Below are 25,100 nucleotides of genomic sequence, written 5' to 3'. Positions count from 1 at the left end.
GCCTATCTATTAATAGGTAGTATATTTGTTTAAAAAATTACTGCCATGACAACACGGGAAAATATTATAGATAAAGCAGATCAATTAATTCGAAATAAGGGTTACAATGCTTTTAGTTTTAAAGATATTTCAAATGATATAGGTATAAAGACCGCTTCTATTCATTATCACTTTCCTACAAAATCAGATCTGGGGGTAGCAACTATTAAAGAGCATATTGCCAGATATGAAGCTTTAAAAAAAAAGGTTGCTACAGAATCTCCATTAGTAAAACTTGAATCATTTCTAGCTGTTCATATACAAATTAAAAAGGAAAACAAAGTCTGCATTGTTGGATCACTGGCAACAGACTTAAATACACTAGATGAATCAATAAAAAACGAACTAAAAATATTTGCCGCATTGGTAATTAACTGGCTGACAGAAGTACTTACTGAAGGAAAAGAACAAAAAATATTTGAGTTTCAAAGTTCTGCAAGAACAAAAGCATTAATGATAATAACTAATATGGTAGCAATAGTCCAGCTTTCAAGACTAACAAACGATGATGATTTTGAATTGGTAAGAGAAACAATATTAACAGAATTAAGAACTAAAAAATAATGAAAAGAGTTGTAGTAACAGGCTTAGGAGCAGTAACTCCTATTGGCAATAATGTTGAGGAATATTGGAATTCATTAATTAACGGAGTAAGCGGTGCCGCTCCTATTACAAGATTTGACACCACACAATTTAAAACCAAATTTGCGTGTGAAGTTAAAAACTTTGATGCTTCGCCTATTTTTGAAAAAAATGAAATTAGAAAATATGATCTTTTTACGCAATACGCTTTGCATGCAGCAGACGAAGCAATAAAAAATGCCAACATTGATTTTGATACTTTAAACAAAAACCGAATTGGAGTAATCTGGGGATGCGGCGATGGAGGTATTTCGACTTTTGAAGAACAATTTGGAGAATATAAATTAGGAAACGGCACACCACGATTTAGTCCGTTTTTTATTCCGAAAAGAATTGTCAATATTGCTTCAGGTGTTATTTCTATTAAATATGGTCTTCGCGGCATTAACTATACAACAGCTGCTGCCTGCTCTGCCAGTAATACTGCCATTATCGATGCCTTTAATTACATTCGCTGGGGCAAAGCAGATATGATTATAAGCGGTGGTTCTGAAGCCTCAGTTTCAGAATCTTCAATTGGAGGTTTCAATGCTTCAAAAGCATTGTCTACTTTAAATGAAGATTATACTAAAGCTTCTCGTCCTTTTGATGCTGCAAGAGATGGATTTGTTTTGGGTGAAGGTGCAGGCGTTGTCATCTTAGAAAGCTACGAACATGCTGTAAAACGAAATGCTGTAATCCTAGCCGAAATTGTGGGAGGCGGTTTAGCGTCTGATGCATATCACTTAACAGGAACACATCCTGAAGGTGAAGGCGCTGTTTTAGGTATGGAACTTGCTCTTGAAGAAGCCGGAATTACTCCGGATAAAATTGATTATATAAATGCTCACGCTACCTCTACTCCAGCGGGTGACTTAAGTGAACTTAAAGCAATAGAAAAAGTATTTGGAATAAAACCTAATGCAAATATCAGTGCTACAAAATCAATGACGGGGCATTTGCTTGGCGGCGCAGGAGCAATTGAAGCAGTTGCTTGTATAAAAGCCCTTCAGGAAAACATTGTACCGCCTACTATAAACACACAAACTGTTGAACAAGATTATGGAGATAAATTTAATCTGACACTTGGAAAAGCTCACTCAAGAGAAGTCAATTATGCCATGAGTAATACTTTTGGTTTTGGCGGACATGTAGCCAGTTCAATCTTTAAAAAATTTACAGAATAAGTTACAGCAAAAACGGCAATACTACACAATATTTAAAAATCCCTTTCATGAAAAAAGGGATTTTTTTGTTTTTCAAAAACTGCAACGTCACTTTAGTAGAAATATTGTGATTTAATGAAAATTATATAAGGCTGAAAAAAAGTTGTGTAAAATTTTTTAACAAGTATTGAGGTAACTTTCATATATAATTTAAAAAGCAGAAAAAACTGTTAAATAATTGATTTTGAAACTACAACTAACTTAAAACAAAACATTTTGATTCTCAGCTTAAAAAATACATTCGCACAAATTGGTGATGTAACATTGTTTGCCAAGAGATTTTTTAAGGAGGCTTTTATTCCTCCTTATGAGGCAAAAGAGTTTCTAAAACAATGTTATGTCATTGGTTACAAATCATTGCCTTTGGTGGCAATTACCGGTTTTATTATGGGCTTGGTGCTTACGCTTCAGTCAAGACCCACTTTAGTCAAATTTGGAGCCGAAAGCTGGCTTCCCGGAATGGTAGCACTTTCTTTAATTAGAGAAATTGCGCCGGTTATTACAGCACTGATTTGTGCCGGAAAAATTTCATCTGGAATTGGTGCCGAATTAGGCTCTATGAAAGTAACAGAACAAATCGATGCCATGGAAGTTTCTGCCATTAATCCTTATAATTATTTAGTGGTTACCAGAATTTTAGCCTGTACATTAATGGTTCCAATACTAGTGTTTTTTGCAGATGCGGTGGGCATTATTGGCGGTTATGTGGGCATAAACATTCATGGTGATGTTAATTTCTATCGTTACTTAACCCAGATTATTCAGTCGCTGGAATTTTTAGATTTATTTCCAGCTACAATTAAAACCTTCTTTTTCGGATTTTTTATTGGAATGATTGGATGTTATAAAGGATTTAATGCCGCAAACGGAACTGAAAGTGTAGGACGCGCTGCAAACTCTGCCGTCGTTACAGCCTCATTAAGCATATTTATTATTGATATGGTAGCCGTACAAATAACTGATTTATTTTTTTAAGATGATAAAAGAAGAAAAAAATATCGAAGCCAAACCAAAAGAAAAAAATAAGACTCCAATCATTGAGATTAAAGATCTGCATAAAACTTTTGGTAAAGACAACACCATCTTAAAAGGCGTAAATCTTACGGTAAACAAAGGCGAAGATTTAGTGATTCTGGGGCGTTCCGGATCTGGAAAATCTGTTACCATAAAATGCATTGTGGGATTAATTGAACCAGACCAAGGCGAAATAAACGTTTTTGGCGAGAACATACTCAATATCTCTAAAAAAGAACTAAACGAAATACGAGTCAAAATTGGATTTCTATTTCAAAGCGGTGCTTTATACGATTCTATGTCGGTTAGAGAAAACCTGGCCTTTACATTACGCGCGCACAAAAGAGATTTAAGCGAAGAGGAAGTTGAAAAAGAAGTGATAGAAGCTCTTGAAAGTGTAGGTCTTGGCGATGCCATTGACAAAATGCCGGCAGAATTGTCAGGCGGGATGAGAAAGAGAATAGGCTTGGCTAGAACCCTGATTTTAAAACCGGAAATCATTTTATATGATGAACCCACAACAGGTTTAGATACAATTACTTCGAGAGAAATCAGCGAATTAATTCTAGATATCAAACACAAACAAAAAACCTCGTCGATCATTATTACTCACGACATGGCCTGCGCCAAAATGACGGCTGACAGAATTATGGTTTTGAAAGACGGTGTTATTCATGCCGAAGGAACTTACGAAGAATTAGAAAAAGACGAAGACGAATGGGTACGCTCATTTTTTGAATAAAAAAAGCAAAATAAAATACTAGAAATCATGGAAAAGCAATCTGGATATACTTGGAAATTAGGAATGTTTGTAACAGTAGGACTGTTGCTTTTTATAATCGCCATTTATTTTATTGGAAAACAAAAAAATCTATTTGGTTCAACATTCCACATCACATCACAATTTAAAACGGTCAGCGGTTTAGAAGTTGGAAACAACGTTCGTTTTTCAGGTATTAACATTGGTACCGTTGAAGAAATCAGATTGATAAATGATTCTTCGGTAGTAGTTTCAATGGTTATAAAAGATGAAGTCCGCGAATTTATAAAAACAGATGCCCGTGCCAGTATTGGTTCTGACGGATTAATGGGCGATAAAGTCCTTACTATTACGCCGGGTGTAAAATCTACAAAAATTATCGAAAACAATGGAGCCATTGCCTCTATCAACGGGATAGAAATGAATGACATTATGAAAAGTGTCAAAAAAAGCGTCGATAATGTAGGAGTTATTTCTGAAGAACTGGCCATTTTCAGCCATAGCATGAACAACGGAAACGGTGCGCTGGCAAGATTAGTAAGAGACGATAAAATGGCAAACAGCGTTTCGAACACGCTTTCAAATCTTGAAAGCGGAACAAAAGGTTTCAGCGATAATATGGAAGCTGCAAAAAGCAATTTCTTGCTAAGAGGCTATTACAAGAAAAAAGCGAAAGAAAAAGAAAAAAAGCAAGAAGAAATAAAAGAGAAAAAAGAAGAACAGCAGGAAAAAGCAGAGAAAGAAAAAGAAGCCAAAGCTAAAGAAGAGAAAGAAAAACAAGAAAAAGCCAAAGAAGAAAAGGCGAAGGAAGAAAAACAAAAACAGGAAAACGCTAAGAAAGAGCCTGAAAAGAAATAACTAAAAATTCTGCGCCATGAAAACTTCGTATAAAAATATAAGCCTTAAAATATTAAAATGGACGGGAATAGTAATAGCAGGAATTCTGCTGTTACTTTTTTTGATTCCGCTCCTATTTCCCGGAAAAGTAGCCACAGAAGTTAAAAAAATTGCAAACGAACGTTTAGATACAAAGTTGGATTTTTCGAAGTCCAAACTTTCGTTTTTTACGCATTTCCCTTCTTTGACGGTTTCGCTTGACGATTTATCGATGACTGGTTCTAAACCATTTGGAAACGACACTTTAATAAAAGCAGATCAGGTGGCATTTGGGATAAATCTGAAAAGACTGATTTTTGACAGCGAAGTTAAAATCAATAAATTATACGTTTCTAACGCTTTAATAAATGTAATGGTAAATGAAAAAGGACAAGCCAATTACAACATTTATGTCGCGCCCGAAGATCGAAAAAATGTAAAAGAAGATCCAAATGCACCGGAAGAAGGAACTGCAATAAAACTAGAGCGAATTGATTTAAAAAACTGCCGCGTAAAATACAACGATCGTTCGGCTAAGATTTTAATTGATGCGAAAGGTTTTAATTATGTTGGAAAAGGAAATTTAAGCGATGATATTTTTGATTTAAATACCGATGCAAAAATTGATACTCTGGATTTCTACTACAACAGAACCGCCTATCTTAGAAAAAAAGCTGTTCGTGCTGATTTAATTACCAGAATTAATACTCATGCCTTATCATTTATTCTTCAAAAAAATGAATTGCAGATTAATAAACTGCCTTTAACCTTTACCGGATTATTTACCATTTTAAAAGACGGATATAAAATCAACATTAAAGCAGCTTCAGAAAACACGACCGTAAAAGACTTATTATCAGTTATGCCACCGGAATATTTAACCTGGCTGGATGAAACTGAGATTTCAGGAAAAAGTGATTTGGTGCTTTCTTTTAAAGGAGATTACAATGTTTCAAAAAAGCAGAAACCCAATTTGGCTTTTAATTTAAAAGTAAAAGACGGCGCGGTAAATTATCAAAATGCACCCGTTCCCTTAACCGATTTTCAAATGGATTTAAATGCCATTCTGCCTTCTCTTGATACAGAACAATTGTTGGTAAACCTTAGAACGTTACGATTTAAAGTAGGCGAAAAAGATTATTTTAACGCCTATCTGCGCAGTAAAGGTTTAAGCGAAATGACTGTCGATGCCAGTATAAAAGGCGCTTTGGATCTTGCTGTAGTTGATGCCGCAATAGGTCTTGAAAAAATTGATTTAAAGGGAATTCTCAAAACTAATATTCAGGCAAAAGGACTTTTCAGTACATCCAAAAAGCTGTTTCCAAAAACAATTGGCGGTATTTCGCTTAGAAACGGATCATTAAAAACAGACTACTACCCTAACCCAATTACGGATATTACGTTTGTTGCCAATGTTTTAAACAAAGCCGGAACATTTCAGGATTTAATTGTAGCTGTTTCGCCCGCCTCATTTGTTTTTGAAGGAAACCCAATGTATGTAAATATGGCTTTATCAGATTTTAGTGATCTGGCTTATAATGCCAAAATTAAAGGAGAATTAAATGTGGGTCGAATTTATCAGGTCTTTTCACAAAAAGGTCTTGACGTAACCGGTTATGCAAAAGCCGACTTGTCTCTTAAAGGAAAACAAAGCTACGCCACAAACGGACAATATAATAAGCTGGATAATCGAGGCACTATTCTGTTAAAAAATATAAAAGCAACATCCGAATTATTTCCGAAAGCTTTTTTTATCAAACAGGGAAATTTCCGTTTTCAAAATGAAAAAATGTGGTTTGAAAAATTCTACGCTTCTTACGGTAAATCTGATTTTGATATTAACGGATATCTTTTAAATACGATTAACTATTTTCTGGAATCACACGGAACCTTGAGCGGCAACTTCAACATGAAATCTAAACTGATTAATGTAGATGAATTTATGGCGCTTGAAAAAGGCGAAAATAAAGACCGTAAAGTAGAAGTAGAATATGCCAAAGAAGATCATCCAAAAATGAGCGGTGTGGTTATGGTACCTCAAAATTTAAATGTTTCGCTTACCGCAAATGCAGATAAAGTAGAATACAACGGACTTAACTTACACAAACTTACCGGAAAAATAGGAATTGCAAAAGGCGGTTTTTATTTAGAAAACACCACATTTAATATCATCGATTGCATTCTTGGAGTTAATGCGGGTTATAAAGATGAGTCGCCTACTTCTGCGCATTTTGATGCGCATTTCACGGCGAAAGATTTCAGCGTACAGCGTGCTTACAAAGAAATTCCAATGTTTCATGATATGGTTACAGCGGCCGAAAAAGCAGAGGGAATTATTTCTGTTGATTATAAAATAAAAGGAGATTTAAACGGAAATATGGGACCTATTTATGAATCACTTGAAGGCGGCGGAACGATCAATCTTCGTGATGTAAAAATTAAAGGTTTAAAATTATTTGAAGGAGTAAGTTCTCAAACCGGACAAAAAGGTCTAGATGATCCAAAAATGGAAGGAATTGAAATTAAGTCGAATATCGATAATAATTTAATTCATATTGAGCCATTTACTTTTAGCGTGGCCAGTTTTAAACCTACAATTAAAGGAACTACGAGTTTTGACGGACTTTTAGATTTACGTATGCGTTTAGGGCTTCCTCCCGGCGGTATTATTGGTTTTCCAATTGTAATTACCGGAACACACGAAAATCCTAAAATTAAAATATTCAGCAAAACCGGTCAAAAAATTGTTGGAGCTGTCTACGATGAAAAAAACAATAAAGTCATTAAAAAAGAAAAAGTAAGCAAGAAGAAGAAATCCTAATTAATAATGCAATGAAAAACAAGAAACAAAATGGCGGAAGTGCATTTGAAAGATTTGCTTCAAAAGTTTCAAAAGCAGCCGGAAGCACAACCGCTTTTATAGGCGCTTTTGTAATTGTTTTGGCGTGGGCTGTTTCTGGACCTATTTTTAATTATTCTGAAACCTGGCAATTGGTCATCAATACCGGAACAACAATTATTACTTTTTTGATGGTTTTCTTAATTCAGAAAGCACAGAATAAAGATTCATTAGCGATTCAACTAAAACTAAATGAATTAGTCGCTTCAAACGAACGTTCCAGCAATAGTCTGGTTGATATTGAAAACATGACCGAAGATGAAATGATTGTTATTCAAAAATATTATCACCGTTTAAGTGAACTCGCAAAAAAAGAAGAAAGCATAAGAACTTCTCACTCTATTGCCGAAGCACATTCGCAACATGAGTACAAAGATAAAAACAGAACCAAGCATCGTGCTGCACGAAATACAGATAAAAAATGAAATTACGTTCAACAGAAACTTTCTGGCCTTTAAAAAATGCCATGAATACCAGTTATCCTTCAATAAATGCCGATATTAAAACTGAAATTTTGATTATTGGCGGAGGAATAACAGGCGCTCTAATGGCTTATAAATTAATTACGCAGGGAAAAAAAATAGTATTAGTAGACCGACGCGACGTATGCAATGGAAGTACGGCCGCGAGTACGGCTCTCCTTCAATATGAAATCGATGTATCTCTGCATGAACTGATAAAACTTCGCGGCGAACAATGTGCTGTTGAAAGCTACAGAAATGGTAAAAAAGCCATTTTTGACCTGCGAAATATAATCGATACGGTAGAAAGCGAATGTGGATTTGAATTTAAAAAAAGTATCTATTTTACTTCTTATAAAAAAGATATTCCGTTTTTAAAGAATGAATTTAAAACCCGAAAACAACATGATTTTGATGTTACCTGGCTGAACAAATATGAACTTGAAAAAATGGGATTAAATGCCATTGCAGCAATAGAATCTAAAACGGCAGCGGTTATGGATCCGTTTAAACTGGCGAGTGATTTATTGTATTATTGCTACCAAAACGGCATGCAGATTTTTGACAGAACCAATGTTACATCTGTTCAAAATCAAAAAGGAAAATGCATAGCCCACACCGAAAACAGATGTACGATAACAGCTGATCATGTTATTCATTGCAGCGGTTATGAAAGTACAGAAACTGTTCAGGAAAAAATTGTCGATTTAAAGAGCACCTATGCGCTCGCATCTGAAACTTTACCGGAATTACCTGCGATCTTAAAAAACGCTGTTATTTGGGATACTTCATCACCATACTATTATTATCGTGCCACTTCTGACAACCGCATTATTATGGGCGGAGGTGATGAAGAATTTAAAGATGCAAAAAAACGTGATAAACTTCTTCCGAAGAAAGAAGCAGCATTAATAAGACAATTTAGAAGAAGATTTCCTAATATGAACTTCAAATTAGATTATTCCTGGGCCGGAACTTTTGGCGAAACGAAAGACGGTCTTCCCTATTTTGGAAAACCAAATCCGAAGAAAAATGAACATTACGTTTTAGGCTTCGGAGGCAACGGAATCACTTTCAGTGTAATCGGAATGAATTCAATTGTAGATTCTTTAAACAATAAAAAAAATCCAGATTTAGAATATTATAGATTTGGGCGTTAATTTAGACTCTAAGCTGCTAAGGTTCTAAGTTGCTGAGAAAAAACTTAGCATCTTAGAACCTTATTAACTTACTACCTCTCCTAAAGAACTAACTCCATCTGTATGTTACATCGTTTGTATGGTGTTTTCAGACCAAACACTTTCTCGAAACCTAATTTATAATATAAGTTTATCGCAGGTTTTAAGATTGTGTTGCTTTCGAGGTATATCTTTTTAGCTCCGAGTTCTTTTGCTTTTGCAGCGATCGCCAGACCTAATAACCAGCCTATATTTTTACCTTGTGCTTTTGGTGAAACCGCCATTTTTGCCATTTCATAATCGTAATCAGGGTTGTTCATTTTTATAAGTGCACAAACCCCAACAGGTTCATCATTATATAAAGCTACCAGAATTTTTCCGCCTTTATTTAAGATATATTCTTCAGGATTATCCAAAGCTTTATAATCTGTCTCTTCCATTTCAAAATAAGTCGAAATCCATTCTACATTTAAAGACCTAAAAGCTTCATGATATTGAGAAGTATATTCTACTATTTTAACATCTTTACTTTCTCGAAGTTTTTTCTGATCGTTTACACGTTTAAACATAGACTTTTGTTCCAATAAAAATTCCCACTCCTCAAGCGCTGCCCAAAGATTGTGTTTCGATTCAGAAATTAAACCCTCTATCGCTACATCAATATCTTTAAGCTGCTGCTGTATCTTCTGCGAAAGCAAAATCCCTTTTTCGGTCAAAACAACATTGTTTTTTCTTTTATCCTCCGTTTTGCTTTCCTGAATAATTCCTGCCGTAATCATCTCCTGAATAATTTTGCTTACCGAAGGCTGAGAATGCCCAATTTCATTTGCAATCTCGGTAATAGTAAGTTCCCTTTCTTCTGTTAAAGTATAAAAAACCGGAAACCACTTTGGTACAAAATCCACACCATACAACTCATAAATCTTAGAAGCATCATCTGTAATAACTGCCGTCATTAAACGCAAACGGCTTCCTATAGCCGCTTTGCCTACTTTATTAAAAAATTCCATATTATAATTAATTATATAACCAGTTATGCAAATATATAAAAAAAATTCTTTGCCGGATTTTTTTTGTCCCAAAAATTCTGAGTTACTAAGATGTTAAGTTTTAACTTATATTCTACGGATTTTATCTAAAAAAAAAATAAGATTCTAAATCCTCTTTCATTAAGCTTTTACTTAAATCAGATAGATTTAGAATCTTATTTTTTTGGAATATATCTTGCTTAAAGCTAACGACATTATTTTTTCAAAGATGTTAAGCGGCTAAGTTTCTGAGAGAGTAAGTTTTTAGAAGCTTAGTATCTCAGAATCTCAGCAGCTTTATATATATCTTGCTTAATAGCTAACGACATTATTTTTTAAGATGCTAAGTGGCTAAGTTCCTGAGATACTAAGTTTTTATTAACAGCTTAGTATCTCAGCAGCTTTATATATATCTTGCTTAATAGCTAACGACATTATTTTTTTCAAGATGCTAAGTGACTTAGTTACTGAGATGCTAAGTTTTTCTTAGCATTTTAGTATCTTAAAAACTTAGCTCCTCCGATCAAGCTGTAATGGCCAGCGGATTCAAGTTAAACTTATACTCTTTTGGACTGCAGTTGAATTTTTGTTTAAAGATTTTAGAGAAATAACTTCTGCTGGTAAAACCAATGCAGTAGACGATTTCGGAAATATTTAAATCAGAAGTTCTAATAAGAATTTCGGCTTTTAGAACACGCATATGAGTGATATAATCATTTACGGTTCTGTTATGAATCATTTTGAAACCTTCCTGAAGTTTGTTTGGAGAAAGACCTGATTTTTTACTTAATGATTTGATGGTGAAAGGCTCTTCCGGATTTGCTTTTATAACTTCCGAAAGTTCTTTAATTTCTTCCATTTCTCTTAAGTTCAAACAATTAGTTTCCTTAGAAAATGAATTCACATCGTCTGTATGCTGTTGAATTTCCATTGCCAGAATAATTCTCAAAATTCCTTCTTTCAATAAATTTCGAACCACACCTGTTTGCGTTACGGCATTTAATTGTTCAATTTTTTCACCAATTTTCAAATTATAAGAACCCGCATAGAAAAATTCTTCATTAAGGTTTTCTTCAAAAAAAGTTTCTCTCACCATTTGGTTCAAAGAACTTGCATGACTTGGTTCAGTTTGTGTTCCTACAATAATTAAAGTGAATTTTGTTTTTTTATCTTTTTCAAAATACAAAACATTATCCTGATTTAATTTTGAAGTTACAATAGCAGTCTGAAATGTTTTTAATTTTCTTTCTTCGCCTGAAAGTCCAAAACTATGCGAAAGATTTCCTTTAGAACAATAGGCAAAATATATCGGTGACGAAATTCCGTTGATAACATTCAGCTTTAAATCAGCTGAAAAAGTCATATCAAACTGAACATACGAAATATTATCATTAAAAGAAGCACCCATAATAGATCCTTTAGCAAAACCATTATTTACTTCAAGTGCATATTCATCAACGTCAAAAGTTACTTTTCCGCCGAAGTTTTTATTCAATTCTTCAAATATGTTTTGAATTTTCTCTGTATGTATAGTAACTATTTTCATCTTGTTTCGATTTAAATTCTGTAATTTTAAATGAGATTTTTAAACCCGCATTATTACGTTTAAAAAGCAGATTCAAAGTTCGCTCAATCGTAAACCAAAAATGTTATATAATTTTCTACAATTGTTTTATAATTACTTATCATTGAAAATTTTAACTCAAACAAACTATTTCTTAATTCAATAAATGAAAAGCTATTCTTTTTCTCCCATAAGCTCTCCAGATTCTAACTTATTGATTTTAGGCACAATGCCAGGAACTAAGTCTTTAGAATTAAATCAATATTACGGACACAGCCAGAACAATTTCTGGAAATTTATGTTTACAATTTTTAAAGAAGATCCATCAGCCAATTACGAAACTAAAAAGGCCCTTCTTTTAAAAAATAAAATTGCACTTTGGGATGTACTCCAATATTGCGATCGTGTAGGAAGTTTAGACAGCGCCATAAAAAACGAAATCGCCAATGATTTTGAAACCTTTCTAAAACAGCACCCAAAAATAAAAACCATATTATTTAACGGACAAAAAGCTGCCGCGTTCTTTAAAAAGTATGTGCATTTAAAAAAAGAATATACGCTTATTACACTTCCGTCAACAAGTCCTGCAAATGCCAGTAAAACATTTCAGTCAAAATTAGACGAATGGAAGATTATTAGTTCTTTATAAACTAAATAACAGCCACAAATTAACTATTATTTTTAAAACCGCATTGTAAATAAAATTGTGAATTTACGGCTGAAAAAAACTAAATATTGAAATAATGTAACTTTTGAACTTTAAAATATAACACGAAATTTCGCAGGATGCTATAATTTTACAATCAAGAAATCAAAGCCAGGATTTACACGGATTGATGATGAAGGAAGGCTTTTTAAAATTATAGATATTACTAAAACAAACTGTTACAAGTTTAGATTATAAAGAGAACATTGGTTATGTTAGTTTATTTTTGAGAAAAAAGCTATTCTAGATTTCTAGGGTAGCTTTGTTTTTTATATACATTTTTCAAATCACCTAATTATGAAAATTCAAACTTATTACAATCATATTCGATTTTACACACCGCACCATTTTGTGTATTATCCCGTTTTAACGCTCTTTTTAGCGTTTAGTATTTACTTTGCTTTTACTACAAACGACTATCTTATTTGGTCGTTTATAAGCGTTGTTTTTGTATTCTTGTTTTGCCTCGCATTTATGCTCCGTCAGCATTATGCCCTTATTTTACAAAACCGAATCGTGCGTCTGGAACTGCGCTATCGCTATTTCACCTTAACCGGAAAACGTCTCGAAGAGTTTGAACACAAATTAACAGATGATCAGATATTTGCACTGCGATTTGCACCAGACGATGAAATCCTGCCATTGCTGGAAGACGCCCTGAAAAACAACTTAACTGGAGACGCCATCAAAAAAGCAATCGTTCACTGGAGAGCAGATTATAATAGAGTTTAGGCTGTAGATTTTAGAATCAAGCGAAAAAATCTAAAGTCTAAAATTCTTTAAATATCTTTCTGTTTCTTATTATTAAACAAAATATAAAATAGAAATAAAACGATCCAAACCGAAAATACTACGGCAAAAAATAGCGGCAGAATGGTGGGATGGAGATAATTTGGTGTATAGAAATAGCGGTCTAAAGTCTCGAATTTTTCATGGAGAGCTTTGTGATCAAAATTATTATCCAGTCCGCCAAATAACCTGTTCGGATTTTCTACATAATAGAAAATTTCAGGCACAAGCACTTTTGGTTTTACGTGGCTTTCAATATTGTATTTTTTAAACAAAGTATCCAATTTTGCAAACTGATATTCAAGCGAATCCTGCTTATATTTATACAATAATTTATATCGCTTTACTGCAGCATTGTATTGCTGTCTGCTTACAGAAAAATTATGTACCGGCTTAAACAAAGATTTATTTTCCAGAAAAATGCAGATCTCATCATCATATTCAGGACTCACTTCCTTACCTTTAAAAATAACCTGAGTACTGTCTCCAATAACCGTTTTTTTGATAATTCTGTCTTTCTTATTCTTTTTATCAAGGTCCATAAGATCAAGAACCAAATCGATTTTTTCAGAAACTTTATTGTACTCCGCAGTCAAAACTTTCAATGTATCAATGCTGTAGTATATCGTTTCGGTACTAAACTGATCGTGGTAAATTAAAACCTGTTTTTCTTCTTTAACTACCGGATAAGGTTTTGGATATAAAATGTTCTCGTAATTGAATAATTTCTCTGAATGATAAGAACTTGACTCGTACAAAAACGGAGTCAATACATTCAATAATGTTTTATCTTCATTGTAACTTTCCTGAGACAATTCTGTCCTCAATTTTGCATTTTGACCAAAACTGAAACTAATAAAAAACGTAAAAGTAAAAAAGGAAATCAGCAGTAATAAAAATCCAATTTGGAATACTTTACCAAAAGAATAACGCTGTCTTGCATGATTCTTCAATAAAAAAATCAAAAAGAAAAACAGAAATAAACCACTCACAAAAAAGTGCGAAATCGAAACATCATCATAAAACTTAAACCTGTAAAACTCCGAGTAAATATCGACTTTATTAATTCCTGCAAATGTAAAATAGCCGTATAAAAAATAAGCCAAATGCACTATTGCCAAAATAATAAAAGACTTAACGAAGTATTGTTTCAGGTTTTTGTTCATATCACAGAGTTAAAATTCAAATATAGACAATGACAATGATTTTAACAATAAAAACTTTATTTTCCATTAATCCTTTTCATTGCAAATGATGCTCATCTGGGCGTGCCACCATCCTGATAAGAGGGCAATCTGCTTTGCGTTTATTCGCCCTCTTATCAGGACGCTGTCGGGCTATCCACGCTGCTTCGGCAGCCAGCTCCTATCCCTCACGCAAACTCGTTTTTACAAATAAAAATCATATCTATTTGAAAATCAAAATAATAAATTCCATAAACTCATTTTGAATGATTTTTTTTGTTAACTTTATTTGTTAAAATTTCATTAATAACCTAAATATCAATCTCATGAAAAAATTAGTTTATTTATTGATAATTCCCCTTTCCTTCATTTCTGCAAAAGCACAAACTACTGCCGAAATAACCAACGAGATTACGCTAATCGAAACTCAAAACAACGACAGAAAAATTCAGGATTATCACACTGACGATCTTCCGTGGCACGGAAGAAGATTTAAAGCAACCGCAGGTGTTTTTTTTCCTGTAAACAATACTGAGGTTGAAGTTAACGGAACGAATGGAAACATTGGAACTGATATTGATTTTGAGCGAGATTTAGGTTTTCAAAACAATACCGTTTCCTTTTTTGGAACCTTTGAATGGCGTGCTTCCCGAAGATCACGTTTTAATCTGGAGTATTTTTACTTAAAAAGAGATTCTGAAAAAACGCTTCAAAAAACAATCGAATTTCAGGATCATACTTATCCTGTCGATGCCAGGGTTTCGGCTTTTATGAATAATGAAATGATTCGTTTTGCCTATGGTTATGCCATTATTTCTAAACCAAAATATGAATTGGGTTTATTAATTGGTGCACACGTACTCCTTGCCGATGTTGGTTTAAGACTTGAAGGAACTACACAACAAGTCGAATATCGAGATAGAGTTGATTTTACTGCCCCTCTGCCCGACATTGGAATCTGGGGTGAATTTGTACTCGGAAAAAAAGTGGGTTTGTATGCCAACATCAATTATTTTGCCCTCAAAATCGATGAAATAGACGGCCGAATCATCAGCTACAATTTATCGGTTTTATATAATGTATATGAAAATTTCAGTTTAACGGCAGGATACACAGGTTTAAATTTCAGACTTGATGTAACCAGACCCAGAATTGACGGTTTCTTTAAATGGGGTTACAATGGTCCCACTATTGCGGCAACCTACAGCTTTGGAAATCATGTGAAGTTTTATAAACACTAAAAAATTAATGGTCAACTATAATTGTGAATTATATAAATATGCTTGTGATTAACCGCAAAGCACACAAAGTCTTTCAATATTAATTATAATAAATAAACACAAAGTTCGCAAAGCCTAATTTACACAAAGCTTTGCGAACTTTGCGGTTAATAAAACCTGAAACATGAAATAAAAACAAAAATAAAAAACAAACCCAACATCTTTTTCAAGATATCGGGTTCATCCACTTAAACTTAACTCAAACTAAACTACTTATTTTTCTATTGGAGTAAATTTTATCGCTGTTCCTCCTCCAGCTGCCAATTTGATATTTAAAACTGTTTTATTATTTACTTTTTGTTTTGAAATTCCAACCGGATATGGATTTGTTTTGTAATCAGCTCCTGCTCCGTCTGCATAGATTTCGGCTTCGTATTCTTTTCCGGCATCCAGGAAAGACAAAATAACTTTAAGTTCTCTGGCATTCTGGTTGGTAATGGAACCTAAATACCAGTTTTTCTCGTCCCAGTCTTTACGTACAATTGTGGTATACTCACCAATTTTAGAATCTAAAACTTTAGTATCAGACCAAGTACAAGGCACATCTTTTATAAATTGAAATTCAGGTTTGCCAACATAATTCTCAGGTAAATCAGATGCCATTTGCAGTGGACTAAAAATAATAACATACAATGCCAATTGGTTTGCCAAAGTAGTTTGCACACGCGCTCCGGAAGGTGTTTTGTAATCAAAATTGAAATTTCCAGGGGTATAATCAAACGGTCCTGAAAGCATTCTTGTAAAAGGTAAAGTTGTTAAATGCTGCGGTGTGTTTCCACCATCTACAGACCATGCGTTGTATTCCTGTCCTCTTCCGCCTTCCTGAGACATAAAGTTGGGATAAGTACGCTGTAAACCAGTTCCTTTTATTGGTTCGTGATTATCAATCATAATGTGATATTTGGCAGCTGTTTCGATTACTTTTCTGTAATGACGAGATGCATACTGGCTGTCATGCCATTCTTTTTTATCCAGATATTTGTTTACATAACCTGTTTTAACTGAATTCACACCCATTTTCTGATACAATTTAAAAGCATCTTCTAACTGGCTTTCATAATGTTTAGAAGCACCTGCTGTTTCGTGATGTCCTATTAAACGAACATTTTTCATAGCGGCATATTTTGTAATTTCTTCCAGATTAAAATCAGGATATGCTTTTACAAAACTAAAGGCACTTCCGTCAGCAGTCCAGTCACCGTCCCAGCCCTCGTTCCAGCCTTCAACGAGAACGCCGTCAAAATTGTTTTTCGCAGCAAAATCTATGTATTCTTTTGTGTTTTTTGTTGTGGCACCGTGTTTTGGTCCTTGTCCCCAAGTGAATTTTTCCAAGTGCATTCCCCACCAGATTCCAATGTATTTAGAAGGTGTAATCCAGGAAAGATCTTCAATTTTTGAAGGTTCATTTAAATTCAGCATGATCGTGGAAGTTGCAACCTCTCCCGGATTTTGACCTACAACTACTGTTCTCCAAGGTGTTTTAAACGGAGTTTCAGCATATACTTTTACGCCGTCTGCCCACGGCACTAAATCACTTTTGTATTGTTTGTCGCTTGTTTTTAAAAGTGTCATCGAAGCAAAATCAGTTAAATTAGCTTCGTGAATCGCAACGAATAATTTTTCCTTTGTTTCAAAAGTAGCCGGCGTATTAATTGTATCGGTTTTACTAATAGTCGTTTTACGGTATTCACTTTCGTAATAACTATTTTCACGGTGCACCGGAATCCACCAAACCTCATTATCTGATTTAAAAGTAAACTGTGTAATTTCATTTGAAATTTTCACTTTACCTAAATTAGGCTGTTTTGGAAATTCATATCGAAATCCCAATCCGTCATCAAAAACCCTGAAAATAATATCTACTAATCGTTCTTCGCCTTTTGATTCTTTTAAGTGAATAATCAATTCATTGTGGTGATCGCGCACTTTTTTGAATTCTCCCCAAGGTTGTTCCCAAGTTTCATCAGCAGATTTTTCTTCGGTAGAAATAACTTCAAAACCTTCGGTCATTTTTTGAATTCCCTGAAATTCAAATCCTAACAAAGAAGGTTCTATAACCGATTTTCCGTTTCTCAAAAAGCTGTATTGAGGCTGTCCTGACGGCGTTAATTCAAAGATTAATTCGGTGGTTTTTCCGGGTGAATTGATTTTATATGTTTTTTTAGTACTGCAGGCAAATAACAGCATTGAAGCTAAGGCTATTATACAGTATCTATATCTTATGTTTCTCATTATGTATTGGTATTAATTACGGCTCTTATTTTATTTCGTTTATTAACTGTTTTGCTTTTGCCGGCTGCATTGAAACAAAATAATTAAAGGCCTGATCCAGCTTGTTCTGAACATCGGCATTCCCTTTCTTTTCTACACGCAGATTGTACATTTTGCTAATTTCCGGAAAAACAGATTCGGTATTTTTTACTCCGGCAAATGCTTTTACTTTTTCGATATAGGTGTATCCAAACTCAACTGTAGGTTCAAACATTGTTCCTTCTCCAAAGTCATTCCATGTAATGAGCTGCAGGTAATTTAAATTGGCATTTTTAGCTAATTCAAGTGTTGCATCCAGCGTTGCACCGTTGTTATGTTCAATTGTCCATCCAATTGCTGCTCCGCCTCCGCCTTCGGCATAAAAATCTTTAAAACCGGGATAAGCACTTCCCATGGCAACAGAAAGTTTTGGTTTTGTATTGGTATAATAATTCGTTAAGAAACTATTGTCTTTGTAAACCCATGCATATTCGCCTAATGCATTTGCACCAGCTTCTACAGACTGATCCCAAAGGGTTAAAAAAGCAGGTTTTGTGGTTAATGTATTAAAAACATTTGTCCATTCGGCAGGCGTTTGTAATACTATTGGGCCAAAATTCAGCAATAATGGTTTTCCGTCTACTTTAATATAATTGGCACTATTAAAATAATTTTTTTCCATGTAAGCCAAATCTGTTTTTGCAGCGCTGGTTACAGAAATTGCTTTTCCGGCATTTACCACATTTGTTGTAGTTCTGTCTTCATAAACTATGGCATATTCTAAGCCTACTTTGTCCAGAACTGCAATAAGTTGTTCTGTATTTTCTTTTACCATTCGGTAATCGTTTACATCGTAAGTTCCGTACCAGTCGATTAAAACACCGTCAATTCCAGAATATTTCATCAATAATAAATGATTTTCAATCACATTTTTATCTCCCGAATGATACGGTCCGATAAGAGGATAATAGTACGACGCAATTTCTCTGCGGTTATTTGCTCCTGCCGTATTCGGGTTTTTGTTTGCCATTGTCCAATGGTAGCCCCATTTTTTATCAGCGCTGCTTTCATTGGTTTCAAACCATGGCATATAATGAACATAAATTTTGGTGCTGTTTGTTTTTTCAATCGCTACCGGCTTGAGTGTTTCAGGTTTTACAGGTTCATTTGAACCTTTATCATCACTGCTGCATCCAGAAGTGACTAAAATGTTCATTATACCCAAAAACAATAATGTGATATATCTTTTCATATTGATGTTTGTTTTTTTATTTTTTGCCACAGATTAAAAGATTAAAAAGGATTTTTATTAAAAACTTAATTTTCTAATCAGTGTAAGTCATTTAATCTGTGGCAAAAATATTTTCATTAAAATTGAAGCTATTCAGATATTCTCATTTTAGAAATAGGTCAGCCTTCCACGACTAACCAACATGGAAGACTGACATTCAGTAACCTAATTTACCGGGTATCCAGGATTTTGCACCAGATTTTTATTAGTTGTCAGAACTGTACTTGGAATAGGAAAAATTGCTCTGTATTTTTCAGTTGTTCCTTTTTCCCACCAAGGCAGGAAGAACGTTCCAAAACGGATATTATCTGTTCTTCTTCTTCCTTCAAAGGCAAATTCTCTAAGCAGTTCTTTGTCTATAAAAGCAAGATTGATTGCTGCCGGCAATTCTGCACCTGCACGTGTCGTTATTTGCTGTACAAATGGTTTTGCCAAATCCGGCGAACCTAAACGAACGTAACATTCTGCCTGCATCATTAAAATTTCGGCATAACGGATTAAAACTAAATCGTGATCACGTTCCCATGTTTCTCCGGCTTTCATTTCATATTTCCCTAAACGAACTCCCTGGTTATCTTTAGCATCAGCTACGCTGTTCACTTCTTCAGTATAGGTAAGAGGTTCTCCGTTGTCCATGATAATTACTGTTCCTGTCGCCATATTGATCTGATCTCCTGCCACCATACATTTCTTTCTTTTATCAGTATCAGCAAAAGCAGAAAATACTCCAGGCTCTGCACACATTCCGTTGGCACTCCACGGATAATCATTTCCAGAAACAGACATTGTTAATCGGTGCAGATAATGACATGACATTGAGTTCATGTAATTTCCAACAGTTCCTGCTTTTGAATCGTAAGGAACAGCGAAAATAATTTCAGGTGATTTCTCGTTTTCTGTAGAGAAATTGGTAAAGAAATCAGGAGTTAAAGTATAACCTGAAACTTTTTGGCACATATTGATACAATCCTGCCAGCGTGGTGTTCCAATAAAAGCTTCAGAATTAAGATATAGTCTTGCTAAAATAGAATACGCTACATTTTTTGTCATTTTAGAATACACCACATTTGATGATAAATACGGAATTGCATCTAAGAATTCTTTTTCAACAAAATCATATACCTGTTTTCTTGTAGAATTTGACGGTAATGAAGTGTCTTCAAAATTGGTAACGATTGGAACATTTCCAAAAGCATCTAAAAGGTTATAATAGTAATACGCTCTTAATGCTTTTAACTCAGCATAAATTGGCGCTTTGGCAGCATCTGTTAAAGATGATTTATCGATTTGATAAATGATTGCGTTAATTTTTGCAATTCCGGTGTAGTTGTAACGCCAAGAAGCAAGAATCAAACGGTTGTCTGCTTTCCAGGTATGTTTTTGAGCATCCTGATATTGTCCGCCATCGTACCAGTTTGTTCCTCTCGTAGGAATTACAGCTTCATCTGAAACTGTTTCATTCAAAAAGAATACAAATTCGCAGGTTGGATAATTGTTCGAAATATTATCAGCAAATCCTCTTAACGAAGAATAAGCCCCTCCAACCAATGCATCAACTTCTTTTGGTGTATTTCCAAAATTTCCATCTTCTACTTTATCATATAAATCTTCATTTAAATTGGTACATGATATCGTAAAAAGCATGCTTACTAATAATGCTGCTGTTATTTTGATTTTCATTTTCTATATTTTTGAGTTAATCGCCTTAGTTATTAAGCGTAAAATTTAATCCAACAGAAATTGTAGTTGGTCTCGGGTAATTATTAAACTTATCAATACCAGGTCCTGCTAATCCAGTTTGATCTACTACTCCGGTTTGGTTTACACCATCCTGTGCATTTAATCCAATCTCAGGATCTACACCTTTATACTTTGTAAATACGGCAAGGTTTTCTCCCATTATATACATTCTTAACTTTGAATTTTTGTAGTTCAATGGTAAAGTATATCCAATTGAAAGTGTTTGTAATCTAAAGAAAGAGGCATCTTCGATCCAGTAATCTGAATATTTTGGAGCAGATGTTATACCGCTTCCCAAGAAATCATCAGGAACATTGTACGTTGGCAGCCTGTTAGGATCACTCAACATCATGTTTGTAGCATTAAGTGCTTTTTGCCCAAACATTCCGTAACCGGAAATTCCAAGATCAAAATTTTTGTATGTAAAATTCATTCCGATACCTAAAGTCAAATCAGGCTGAATATTTCCTAAAGCTGTTTTATCAGCATCAACTAAAGCACTTTCGGCCACTACCTGCCCTGCTGCATTGTAATACTGAATTTTACCATTTTCGTCAAGACCCGCATTTTTGAATCCCCAAAAAGTTCCAACAGGATATCCTTCTGCAATAATTTGGGAATATTGACCAGACATACCTGCTAAACCGTGTAATGAACCGCTGTAAATAACATCCGTTTTATAAGTAGGATTTGACAGTTTTTCAATTTTCTGAACATTATGCCCTAAAGTTAAATTAGCATTCCAGTTAAATTTATCTCCTCTTACGATATCTGCATTTAAAGTAAGTTCAACTCCTTTGTTTGACATTTCACCTACGTTTGCCAGCATTGTTCCTACTAAGTACGGAGGCTGAGGCACTTCATACGTGTACAATAAATCGTCTGTGTTTTTTTGGTACCATTCAAAAGAACCTGTAATTCTGTCGAATAAACTAAAATCAACTCCAATATTTAATTGTCTTGTTGATTCCCATTTCAAATCAGGATTTGGATTTTGTGTTGGAGAATAGGCTAAACTCCATCTTCCTGTAGCAGGATCATAGTAACTGTCTTTTCCAACTCCTAAAATAGATAACGATTTATATTCGCCAATTCCATCCTGATTACCTGTAACTCCGTAACCAACTCTTAATTTTAAAGATCCTAACCAGTCTTTTGTACTGCTCATGAACTCTTCGTTTGAGATTCTCCAGGCAGCAGATGCAGATGGGAAAGTTCCCCACTTATTGTTTTCTCCAAAACGGCTTGAACCGTCTCTTCTAACCGTTGCTGTAAGTAAGTATTTGCCATCGTAACCGTAGTTAGCACGAGCATACATGGAAACCAAATTTGATTTTCCTTTGTATGAATACACGTCTCCTAAACGATAATTAGAACCCGCACCTAAATTGTTATAACTAAAAGCATCTGTTACGAAACCAGAACGCTGTGCGCCAAATCCTTCGTAAATATTTTCAAGATAAGAGTAACCGGCAAGAGCGCTGATGTTGTGTTTGTCGATTACTTTAGAATAATTTACATAAAGTTCGCCCTGGGCATTTGTAAATTCCCCGTAAGTTCTTTGCGCATATCCAGACTCAGAACGTCCTTCCATAATAGCATAAGTTGGTTTATAGGTACCGCCTTTAAGTGCATTATGCTCTAATGAAATATTAGCAACTGCCTGAAAATCATTCAAGAATTTAACCTCCGTTTTAAAATATCCTAAAAGTCTGTGTCTTTCATTATCAACAGTTCTGTTGGTTAAAATCTCCACCGGATTTTCATATAACGTGTAATTAACATTCGTAAAATTTCCATTGTTATCATAAACCGGAATCGTTGGATTTAAGTTATAAGTACGCTCAAAAATTCTGTAATCAATAGGATTCCATTTGTCGATATTGGCAAATAATCCCATATCGAATTTCACCTCTTTATTGTCTCCAAGATATTGGTAAGCATTTACGTTTCCACTGATTCTTTCCAAACCCGATTTTTTAATAACTCCCTCATTTTTTAAATACCCAATCGAAGCTCTAAAACCGCTGTCTGTTTTTCCAGAATTTATGCTCAAAGTGTGTGACTGAGAAATAGCTGTCTGCTCAATCGCTTTCTGCCAGTTTGTATTTCCTCCAAAATCAACCGCATCTTTATTTCCAGTTTCACGAACATACCCTCTCCATTGATTTGCAGATAAAAGATCTAAATTATCAGCCACATATCCAATACTCGACTGGCCGTTGTACACTACAGAAACTCCTTTAGTGCCAGATTTTGTTGTAATAATGATAACTCCGTTTGCTCCTCTGGAACCATAAATAGCCGTTGCCGAAGCATCTTTAAGAACGTCAACCGATTTAATATCAGCAGGCTGCACCACATTAATATCAACACCTGCAATTCCGTCAACTACAATAAGCGGACTGTTGCTTGCTGTTAACGAAGTTCCTCCACGTAAACGTATTGAAGCCCCTGCAGCTGGATCTCCTGAAGGACGAATGATATTTAATCCGGCAACTTTTCCCTGCAAAACCTGCTCTGTAGAAGAGATAGTTCCTTTTACTAAATTATCTGCTGTAACTGTAGAAATAGAACCCGTTAAATCTGATTTCTTCTGTGTTCCATAACCTACAGAAACTACCTGAACTTCATTTAACTGATACCCGTCATTTTGCAGACGAACTTCTATTTTTGAAGTTGATGCTGTAATTTGAACTTTTTGAGTGGTTGACCCGATGAAAGAAACTTCGATTGAACTTCCTACGGCTACCTCAAGTGTAAATTTCCCGTCAAAATCTGTTGTTGCTGCGTTTCTGGTTCCTGTTTCTAATACCGAAGCACCCGGAAGTACAGTACCTGTATTATCATAAACGGTACCCGTTACCAGCTTTTTTCCCTGAGCAAACATTCCTGCCGAAAGAAAAAGCATGAAAATCATGACTACCAGCGATTTAGTAGTCCACATTTTATGCAGGACTATTTTTTTATTTTTACTATTCATATGTAGTTATTTATTGTTTTTCTATCAGTCATATGTAATTTGCATATCCATTATTTGTTCAACGACTAATTTTAGGGTTATGCTCATTTCATTAGAATGATGTTTTAATTTGATAGTGAATTATTTGTCTAAAGTTTTAAGCGGTATCGTCGTGTCAGAAATTGTTTTGTCTTTGTTATCTTTAACCAAAACATGAATTTCACTTAAAACTGGAGAATCTTTTAGTTCTGAAACTAAATTGACAAATCCTTTTATCTCTGCAACTCCACCGGTAAACTCACCCGAAATCACTTTTGTTCCGGCAGTAATCGTGTAAATTAATTTGTTTACACCCGGCTCATTATTTTTTCTATAGATTCCCAGAAAATCTCTCTGGCTGATTTGTAAAGGAAAATATCCAAAAATTGGTGCCGGCGGCGGTACGTAAGCTCCTGCATATAAAACCTGATCCGGAGTAGTTCCTGCCCAGTCGTCTTTTACCATCAGGAAAACTAAATTTTCCATAACATAACCTTCCGGAGCATTGTAATAGTCTTTAGGAACCAAATCCATTTTATAAAAACCGTTTCCTAAATCTTTAAGTTTTGTTTTCTCAACAACATCTGGTAACCAAGACTGATATTCTTGTTTAAGATCCCAATCGTTCAAACCGCTGTGCATGTGAACGCTAGCTGCGCCTGCAAAACCCGGAGCTAAATTGGCATTGAAAAGAATACTCACTCCTTTGTCAATAGTTGGTTTTGTTGGATACGCCCTGATTAACTCATTTGCAGTATAAAATGTGGTAAAATCAGTATAAGGCATATTGGCAACCTCTGATTGTTTAGATCCGTTTTTGTTTTTTAAACGAAACCAAAAACCCGCACTTGCTGCAATTTCTGCTGGAGTTTTAGAAAAATATAAAGTTGGAGTCAAAGTGAAACTCCATACTTTGTTTCCTTCATATTTCAGTTTGGCAAAATCAGATGAGTTTTCCCAATTGTTTGCATCCGGTTCAGATGGAGACCAAATCCAGATGTATAAATCTTCATTTTCAGCAAATGTAGTACTTGCCATATCGAAATACCACGTCACTTTTTCATCATATTTGTACACTACCGGAAATGATGACATTGCACCAACAGCTCCTGCGGCTTCTTGCGCCTTAGTAAAATTAGGAACCATCAAAAGGGCAAGTAAAATTGTATATAGAAATTTTTTCATATTACTTT

The 25,100-nt window shown here is 34.6% G+C and carries 19 protein-coding genes; 11 read left to right on the top strand and 8 right to left on the bottom strand.

Annotated elements, in window-relative coordinates; translation table 11 throughout:
- The first annotated feature begins 45 nt into the window (after window positions 1–45).
- The 8 genes from L1276_RS18485 (at window position 46) to L1276_RS18450 (ending at window position 9,056) form a co-directional block, all read left to right on the top strand.
- Window positions 46–603 carry a TetR/AcrR family transcriptional regulator gene (locus tag L1276_RS18485; protein WP_253790433.1) on the top strand — a complete coding sequence of 186 codons (558 nt, stop codon included), beginning with the start codon at window positions 46–48 and terminating at the stop codon, window positions 601–603.
- On the top strand, window positions 603–1,847 hold the full coding sequence (gene fabF, locus L1276_RS18480; RefSeq protein WP_253790431.1) for a beta-ketoacyl-ACP synthase II: 1,245 nt from the start codon (window positions 603–605) through the stop codon (window positions 1,845–1,847). Before L1276_RS18485 ends, fabF begins: the two co-directional genes overlap by 1 nt.
- A gap of 255 nt (window positions 1,848–2,102) precedes the next feature.
- On the top strand, window positions 2,103–2,861 hold the full coding sequence (locus tag L1276_RS18475) for an ABC transporter permease (RefSeq protein ID WP_253790429.1): 759 nt from the start codon (window positions 2,103–2,105) through the stop codon (window positions 2,859–2,861).
- A 1-nt stretch (window position 2,862) separates the two neighbouring features.
- The gene (locus L1276_RS18470; RefSeq protein ID WP_253790427.1) at window positions 2,863–3,642 is read left to right on the top strand and encodes an ABC transporter ATP-binding protein; all 780 of its coding nucleotides are present in this window, start codon (window positions 2,863–2,865) and stop codon (window positions 3,640–3,642) included.
- Window positions 3,643–3,669: 27 nt separating this feature from the next.
- Window positions 3,670–4,518: an MlaD family protein gene (locus L1276_RS18465; protein ID WP_253790426.1), complete on the top strand. Its 849-nt coding sequence runs from the start codon at window positions 3,670–3,672 to the stop codon at window positions 4,516–4,518.
- A gap of 16 nt (window positions 4,519–4,534) precedes the next feature.
- Window positions 4,535–7,357, top strand: a complete 2,823-nt coding sequence (locus L1276_RS18460; protein WP_253790425.1) for an AsmA family protein — start codon at window positions 4,535–4,537, stop codon at window positions 7,355–7,357.
- An 11-nt stretch (window positions 7,358–7,368) separates the two neighbouring features.
- Window positions 7,369–7,860, top strand: coding sequence for a low affinity iron permease family protein (locus tag L1276_RS18455; protein WP_253790424.1), 492 nt, complete (start codon window positions 7,369–7,371; stop codon window positions 7,858–7,860).
- Window positions 7,857–9,056 (top strand): FAD-binding oxidoreductase, encoded by a 1,200-nt coding sequence (locus L1276_RS18450; RefSeq protein ID WP_253790423.1) that lies wholly within the window; start codon window positions 7,857–7,859, stop codon window positions 9,054–9,056. The genes L1276_RS18455 and L1276_RS18450 overlap by 4 nt, the downstream gene beginning before the upstream one ends.
- Before the next feature lie 80 nt (window positions 9,057–9,136).
- Here L1276_RS18450 and L1276_RS18445 read toward each other — a convergent pair whose 3' ends face one another.
- Together L1276_RS18445 and L1276_RS18440 are read right to left on the bottom strand one after the other, a co-directional pair.
- Complete coding sequence (locus L1276_RS18445; protein ID WP_253790422.1) at window positions 9,137–10,084, bottom strand: helix-turn-helix domain-containing GNAT family N-acetyltransferase; 948 nt, start codon at window positions 10,082–10,084, stop codon at window positions 9,137–9,139.
- A 541-nt stretch (window positions 10,085–10,625) separates the two neighbouring features.
- The gene (locus L1276_RS18440) at window positions 10,626–11,648 is read right to left on the bottom strand and encodes an AraC family transcriptional regulator (RefSeq protein ID WP_253790421.1); all 1,023 of its coding nucleotides are present in this window, start codon (window positions 11,646–11,648) and stop codon (window positions 10,626–10,628) included.
- A 184-nt stretch (window positions 11,649–11,832) separates the two neighbouring features.
- Here L1276_RS18440 and L1276_RS18435 point away from each other — a divergent pair, with 184 nt between their 5' ends.
- Together L1276_RS18435 and L1276_RS18430 are read left to right on the top strand one after the other, a co-directional pair.
- Window positions 11,833–12,315 (top strand): DNA-deoxyinosine glycosylase, encoded by a 483-nt coding sequence (locus tag L1276_RS18435; RefSeq protein WP_253790420.1) that lies wholly within the window; start codon window positions 11,833–11,835, stop codon window positions 12,313–12,315.
- A 354-nt stretch (window positions 12,316–12,669) separates the two neighbouring features.
- Entirely contained in the window at window positions 12,670–13,104 is a 435-nt protein-coding gene (locus L1276_RS18430; RefSeq protein ID WP_253790418.1) for a DUF6526 family protein, read from the top strand.
- A gap of 47 nt (window positions 13,105–13,151) precedes the next feature.
- Here the strand turns inward: L1276_RS18430 and L1276_RS18425 are convergent, their stop codons facing one another.
- Window positions 13,152–14,327 (bottom strand): hypothetical protein, encoded by a 1,176-nt coding sequence (locus L1276_RS18425; RefSeq protein WP_253790416.1) that lies wholly within the window; start codon window positions 14,325–14,327, stop codon window positions 13,152–13,154.
- A gap of 344 nt (window positions 14,328–14,671) precedes the next feature.
- Between L1276_RS18425 and L1276_RS18420 the strand changes: the two genes are divergently transcribed.
- Window positions 14,672–15,586, top strand: a complete 915-nt coding sequence (locus L1276_RS18420) for a hypothetical protein (protein ID WP_253790414.1) — start codon at window positions 14,672–14,674, stop codon at window positions 15,584–15,586.
- 252 nt (window positions 15,587–15,838) lie between these two features.
- Here L1276_RS18420 and L1276_RS18415 read toward each other — a convergent pair whose 3' ends face one another.
- The 5 genes from L1276_RS18415 to L1276_RS18395 form a co-directional block, all read right to left on the bottom strand.
- On the bottom strand, window positions 15,839–17,857 hold the full coding sequence (locus tag L1276_RS18415) for a glycoside hydrolase family 97 protein (RefSeq protein WP_253790412.1): 2,019 nt from the start codon (window positions 17,855–17,857) through the stop codon (window positions 15,839–15,841).
- Window positions 17,858–17,882: 25 nt separating this feature from the next.
- On the bottom strand, window positions 17,883–19,127 hold the full coding sequence (locus tag L1276_RS18410) for a glycoside hydrolase family 71/99-like protein (RefSeq protein WP_253790410.1): 1,245 nt from the start codon (window positions 19,125–19,127) through the stop codon (window positions 17,883–17,885).
- A gap of 204 nt (window positions 19,128–19,331) precedes the next feature.
- Window positions 19,332–20,846, bottom strand: a complete 1,515-nt coding sequence (locus L1276_RS18405) for a RagB/SusD family nutrient uptake outer membrane protein (protein ID WP_253790409.1) — start codon at window positions 20,844–20,846, stop codon at window positions 19,332–19,334.
- Between the two features lie 25 nt (window positions 20,847–20,871).
- Window positions 20,872–23,889, bottom strand: a complete 3,018-nt coding sequence (locus L1276_RS18400; protein ID WP_253790408.1) for a TonB-dependent receptor — start codon at window positions 23,887–23,889, stop codon at window positions 20,872–20,874.
- A gap of 120 nt (window positions 23,890–24,009) precedes the next feature.
- Entirely contained in the window at window positions 24,010–25,092 is a 1,083-nt protein-coding gene (locus tag L1276_RS18395; RefSeq protein WP_253790407.1) for a hypothetical protein, read from the bottom strand.
- Between the last annotated feature and the right edge of the window lie 8 nt (window positions 25,093–25,100).

This window comes from Flavobacterium sp. HSC-32F16, assembly GCF_024171645.1.
GTDB lineage: Bacteria > Bacteroidota > Bacteroidia > Flavobacteriales > Flavobacteriaceae > Flavobacterium.
Note: the sequence above shows the minus strand (reverse complement) of the source record. Positions and strands in the feature narration are given on the sequence as shown.

Coding starts and splice junctions, on each gene's coding strand:
- L1276_RS18485 (WP_253790433.1), top strand. CDS start 46: ATGACAACACGGGAAAATATTATAGATAAAGCAGATCAATTAATTCGA.
- fabF (WP_253790431.1), top strand. CDS start 603: ATGAAAAGAGTTGTAGTAACAGGCTTAGGAGCAGTAACTCCTATTGGC.
- L1276_RS18470 (WP_253790427.1), top strand. CDS start 2,863: ATGATAAAAGAAGAAAAAAATATCGAAGCCAAACCAAAAGAAAAAAAT.
- L1276_RS18465 (WP_253790426.1), top strand. CDS start 3,670: ATGGAAAAGCAATCTGGATATACTTGGAAATTAGGAATGTTTGTAACA.
- L1276_RS18460 (WP_253790425.1), top strand. CDS start 4,535: ATGAAAACTTCGTATAAAAATATAAGCCTTAAAATATTAAAATGGACG.
- L1276_RS18455 (WP_253790424.1), top strand. CDS start 7,369: ATGAAAAACAAGAAACAAAATGGCGGAAGTGCATTTGAAAGATTTGCT.
- L1276_RS18450 (WP_253790423.1), top strand. CDS start 7,857: ATGAAATTACGTTCAACAGAAACTTTCTGGCCTTTAAAAAATGCCATG.
- L1276_RS18445 (WP_253790422.1), bottom strand. CDS start 10,084: ATGGAATTTTTTAATAAAGTAGGCAAAGCGGCTATAGGAAGCCGTTTG.
- L1276_RS18440 (WP_253790421.1), bottom strand. CDS start 11,648: ATGAAAATAGTTACTATACATACAGAGAAAATTCAAAACATATTTGAA.
- L1276_RS18435 (WP_253790420.1), top strand. CDS start 11,833: ATGAAAAGCTATTCTTTTTCTCCCATAAGCTCTCCAGATTCTAACTTA.
- L1276_RS18430 (WP_253790418.1), top strand. CDS start 12,670: ATGAAAATTCAAACTTATTACAATCATATTCGATTTTACACACCGCAC.
- L1276_RS18425 (WP_253790416.1), bottom strand. CDS start 14,327: ATGAACAAAAACCTGAAACAATACTTCGTTAAGTCTTTTATTATTTTG.
- L1276_RS18420 (WP_253790414.1), top strand. CDS start 14,672: ATGAAAAAATTAGTTTATTTATTGATAATTCCCCTTTCCTTCATTTCT.
- L1276_RS18415 (WP_253790412.1), bottom strand. CDS start 17,857: ATGAGAAACATAAGATATAGATACTGTATAATAGCCTTAGCTTCAATG.
- L1276_RS18410 (WP_253790410.1), bottom strand. CDS start 19,127: ATGAAAAGATATATCACATTATTGTTTTTGGGTATAATGAACATTTTA.
- L1276_RS18405 (WP_253790409.1), bottom strand. CDS start 20,846: ATGAAAATCAAAATAACAGCAGCATTATTAGTAAGCATGCTTTTTACG.
- L1276_RS18400 (WP_253790408.1), bottom strand. CDS start 23,889: ATGAATAGTAAAAATAAAAAAATAGTCCTGCATAAAATGTGGACTACT.
- L1276_RS18395 (WP_253790407.1), bottom strand. CDS start 25,092: ATGAAAAAATTTCTATATACAATTTTACTTGCCCTTTTGATGGTTCCT.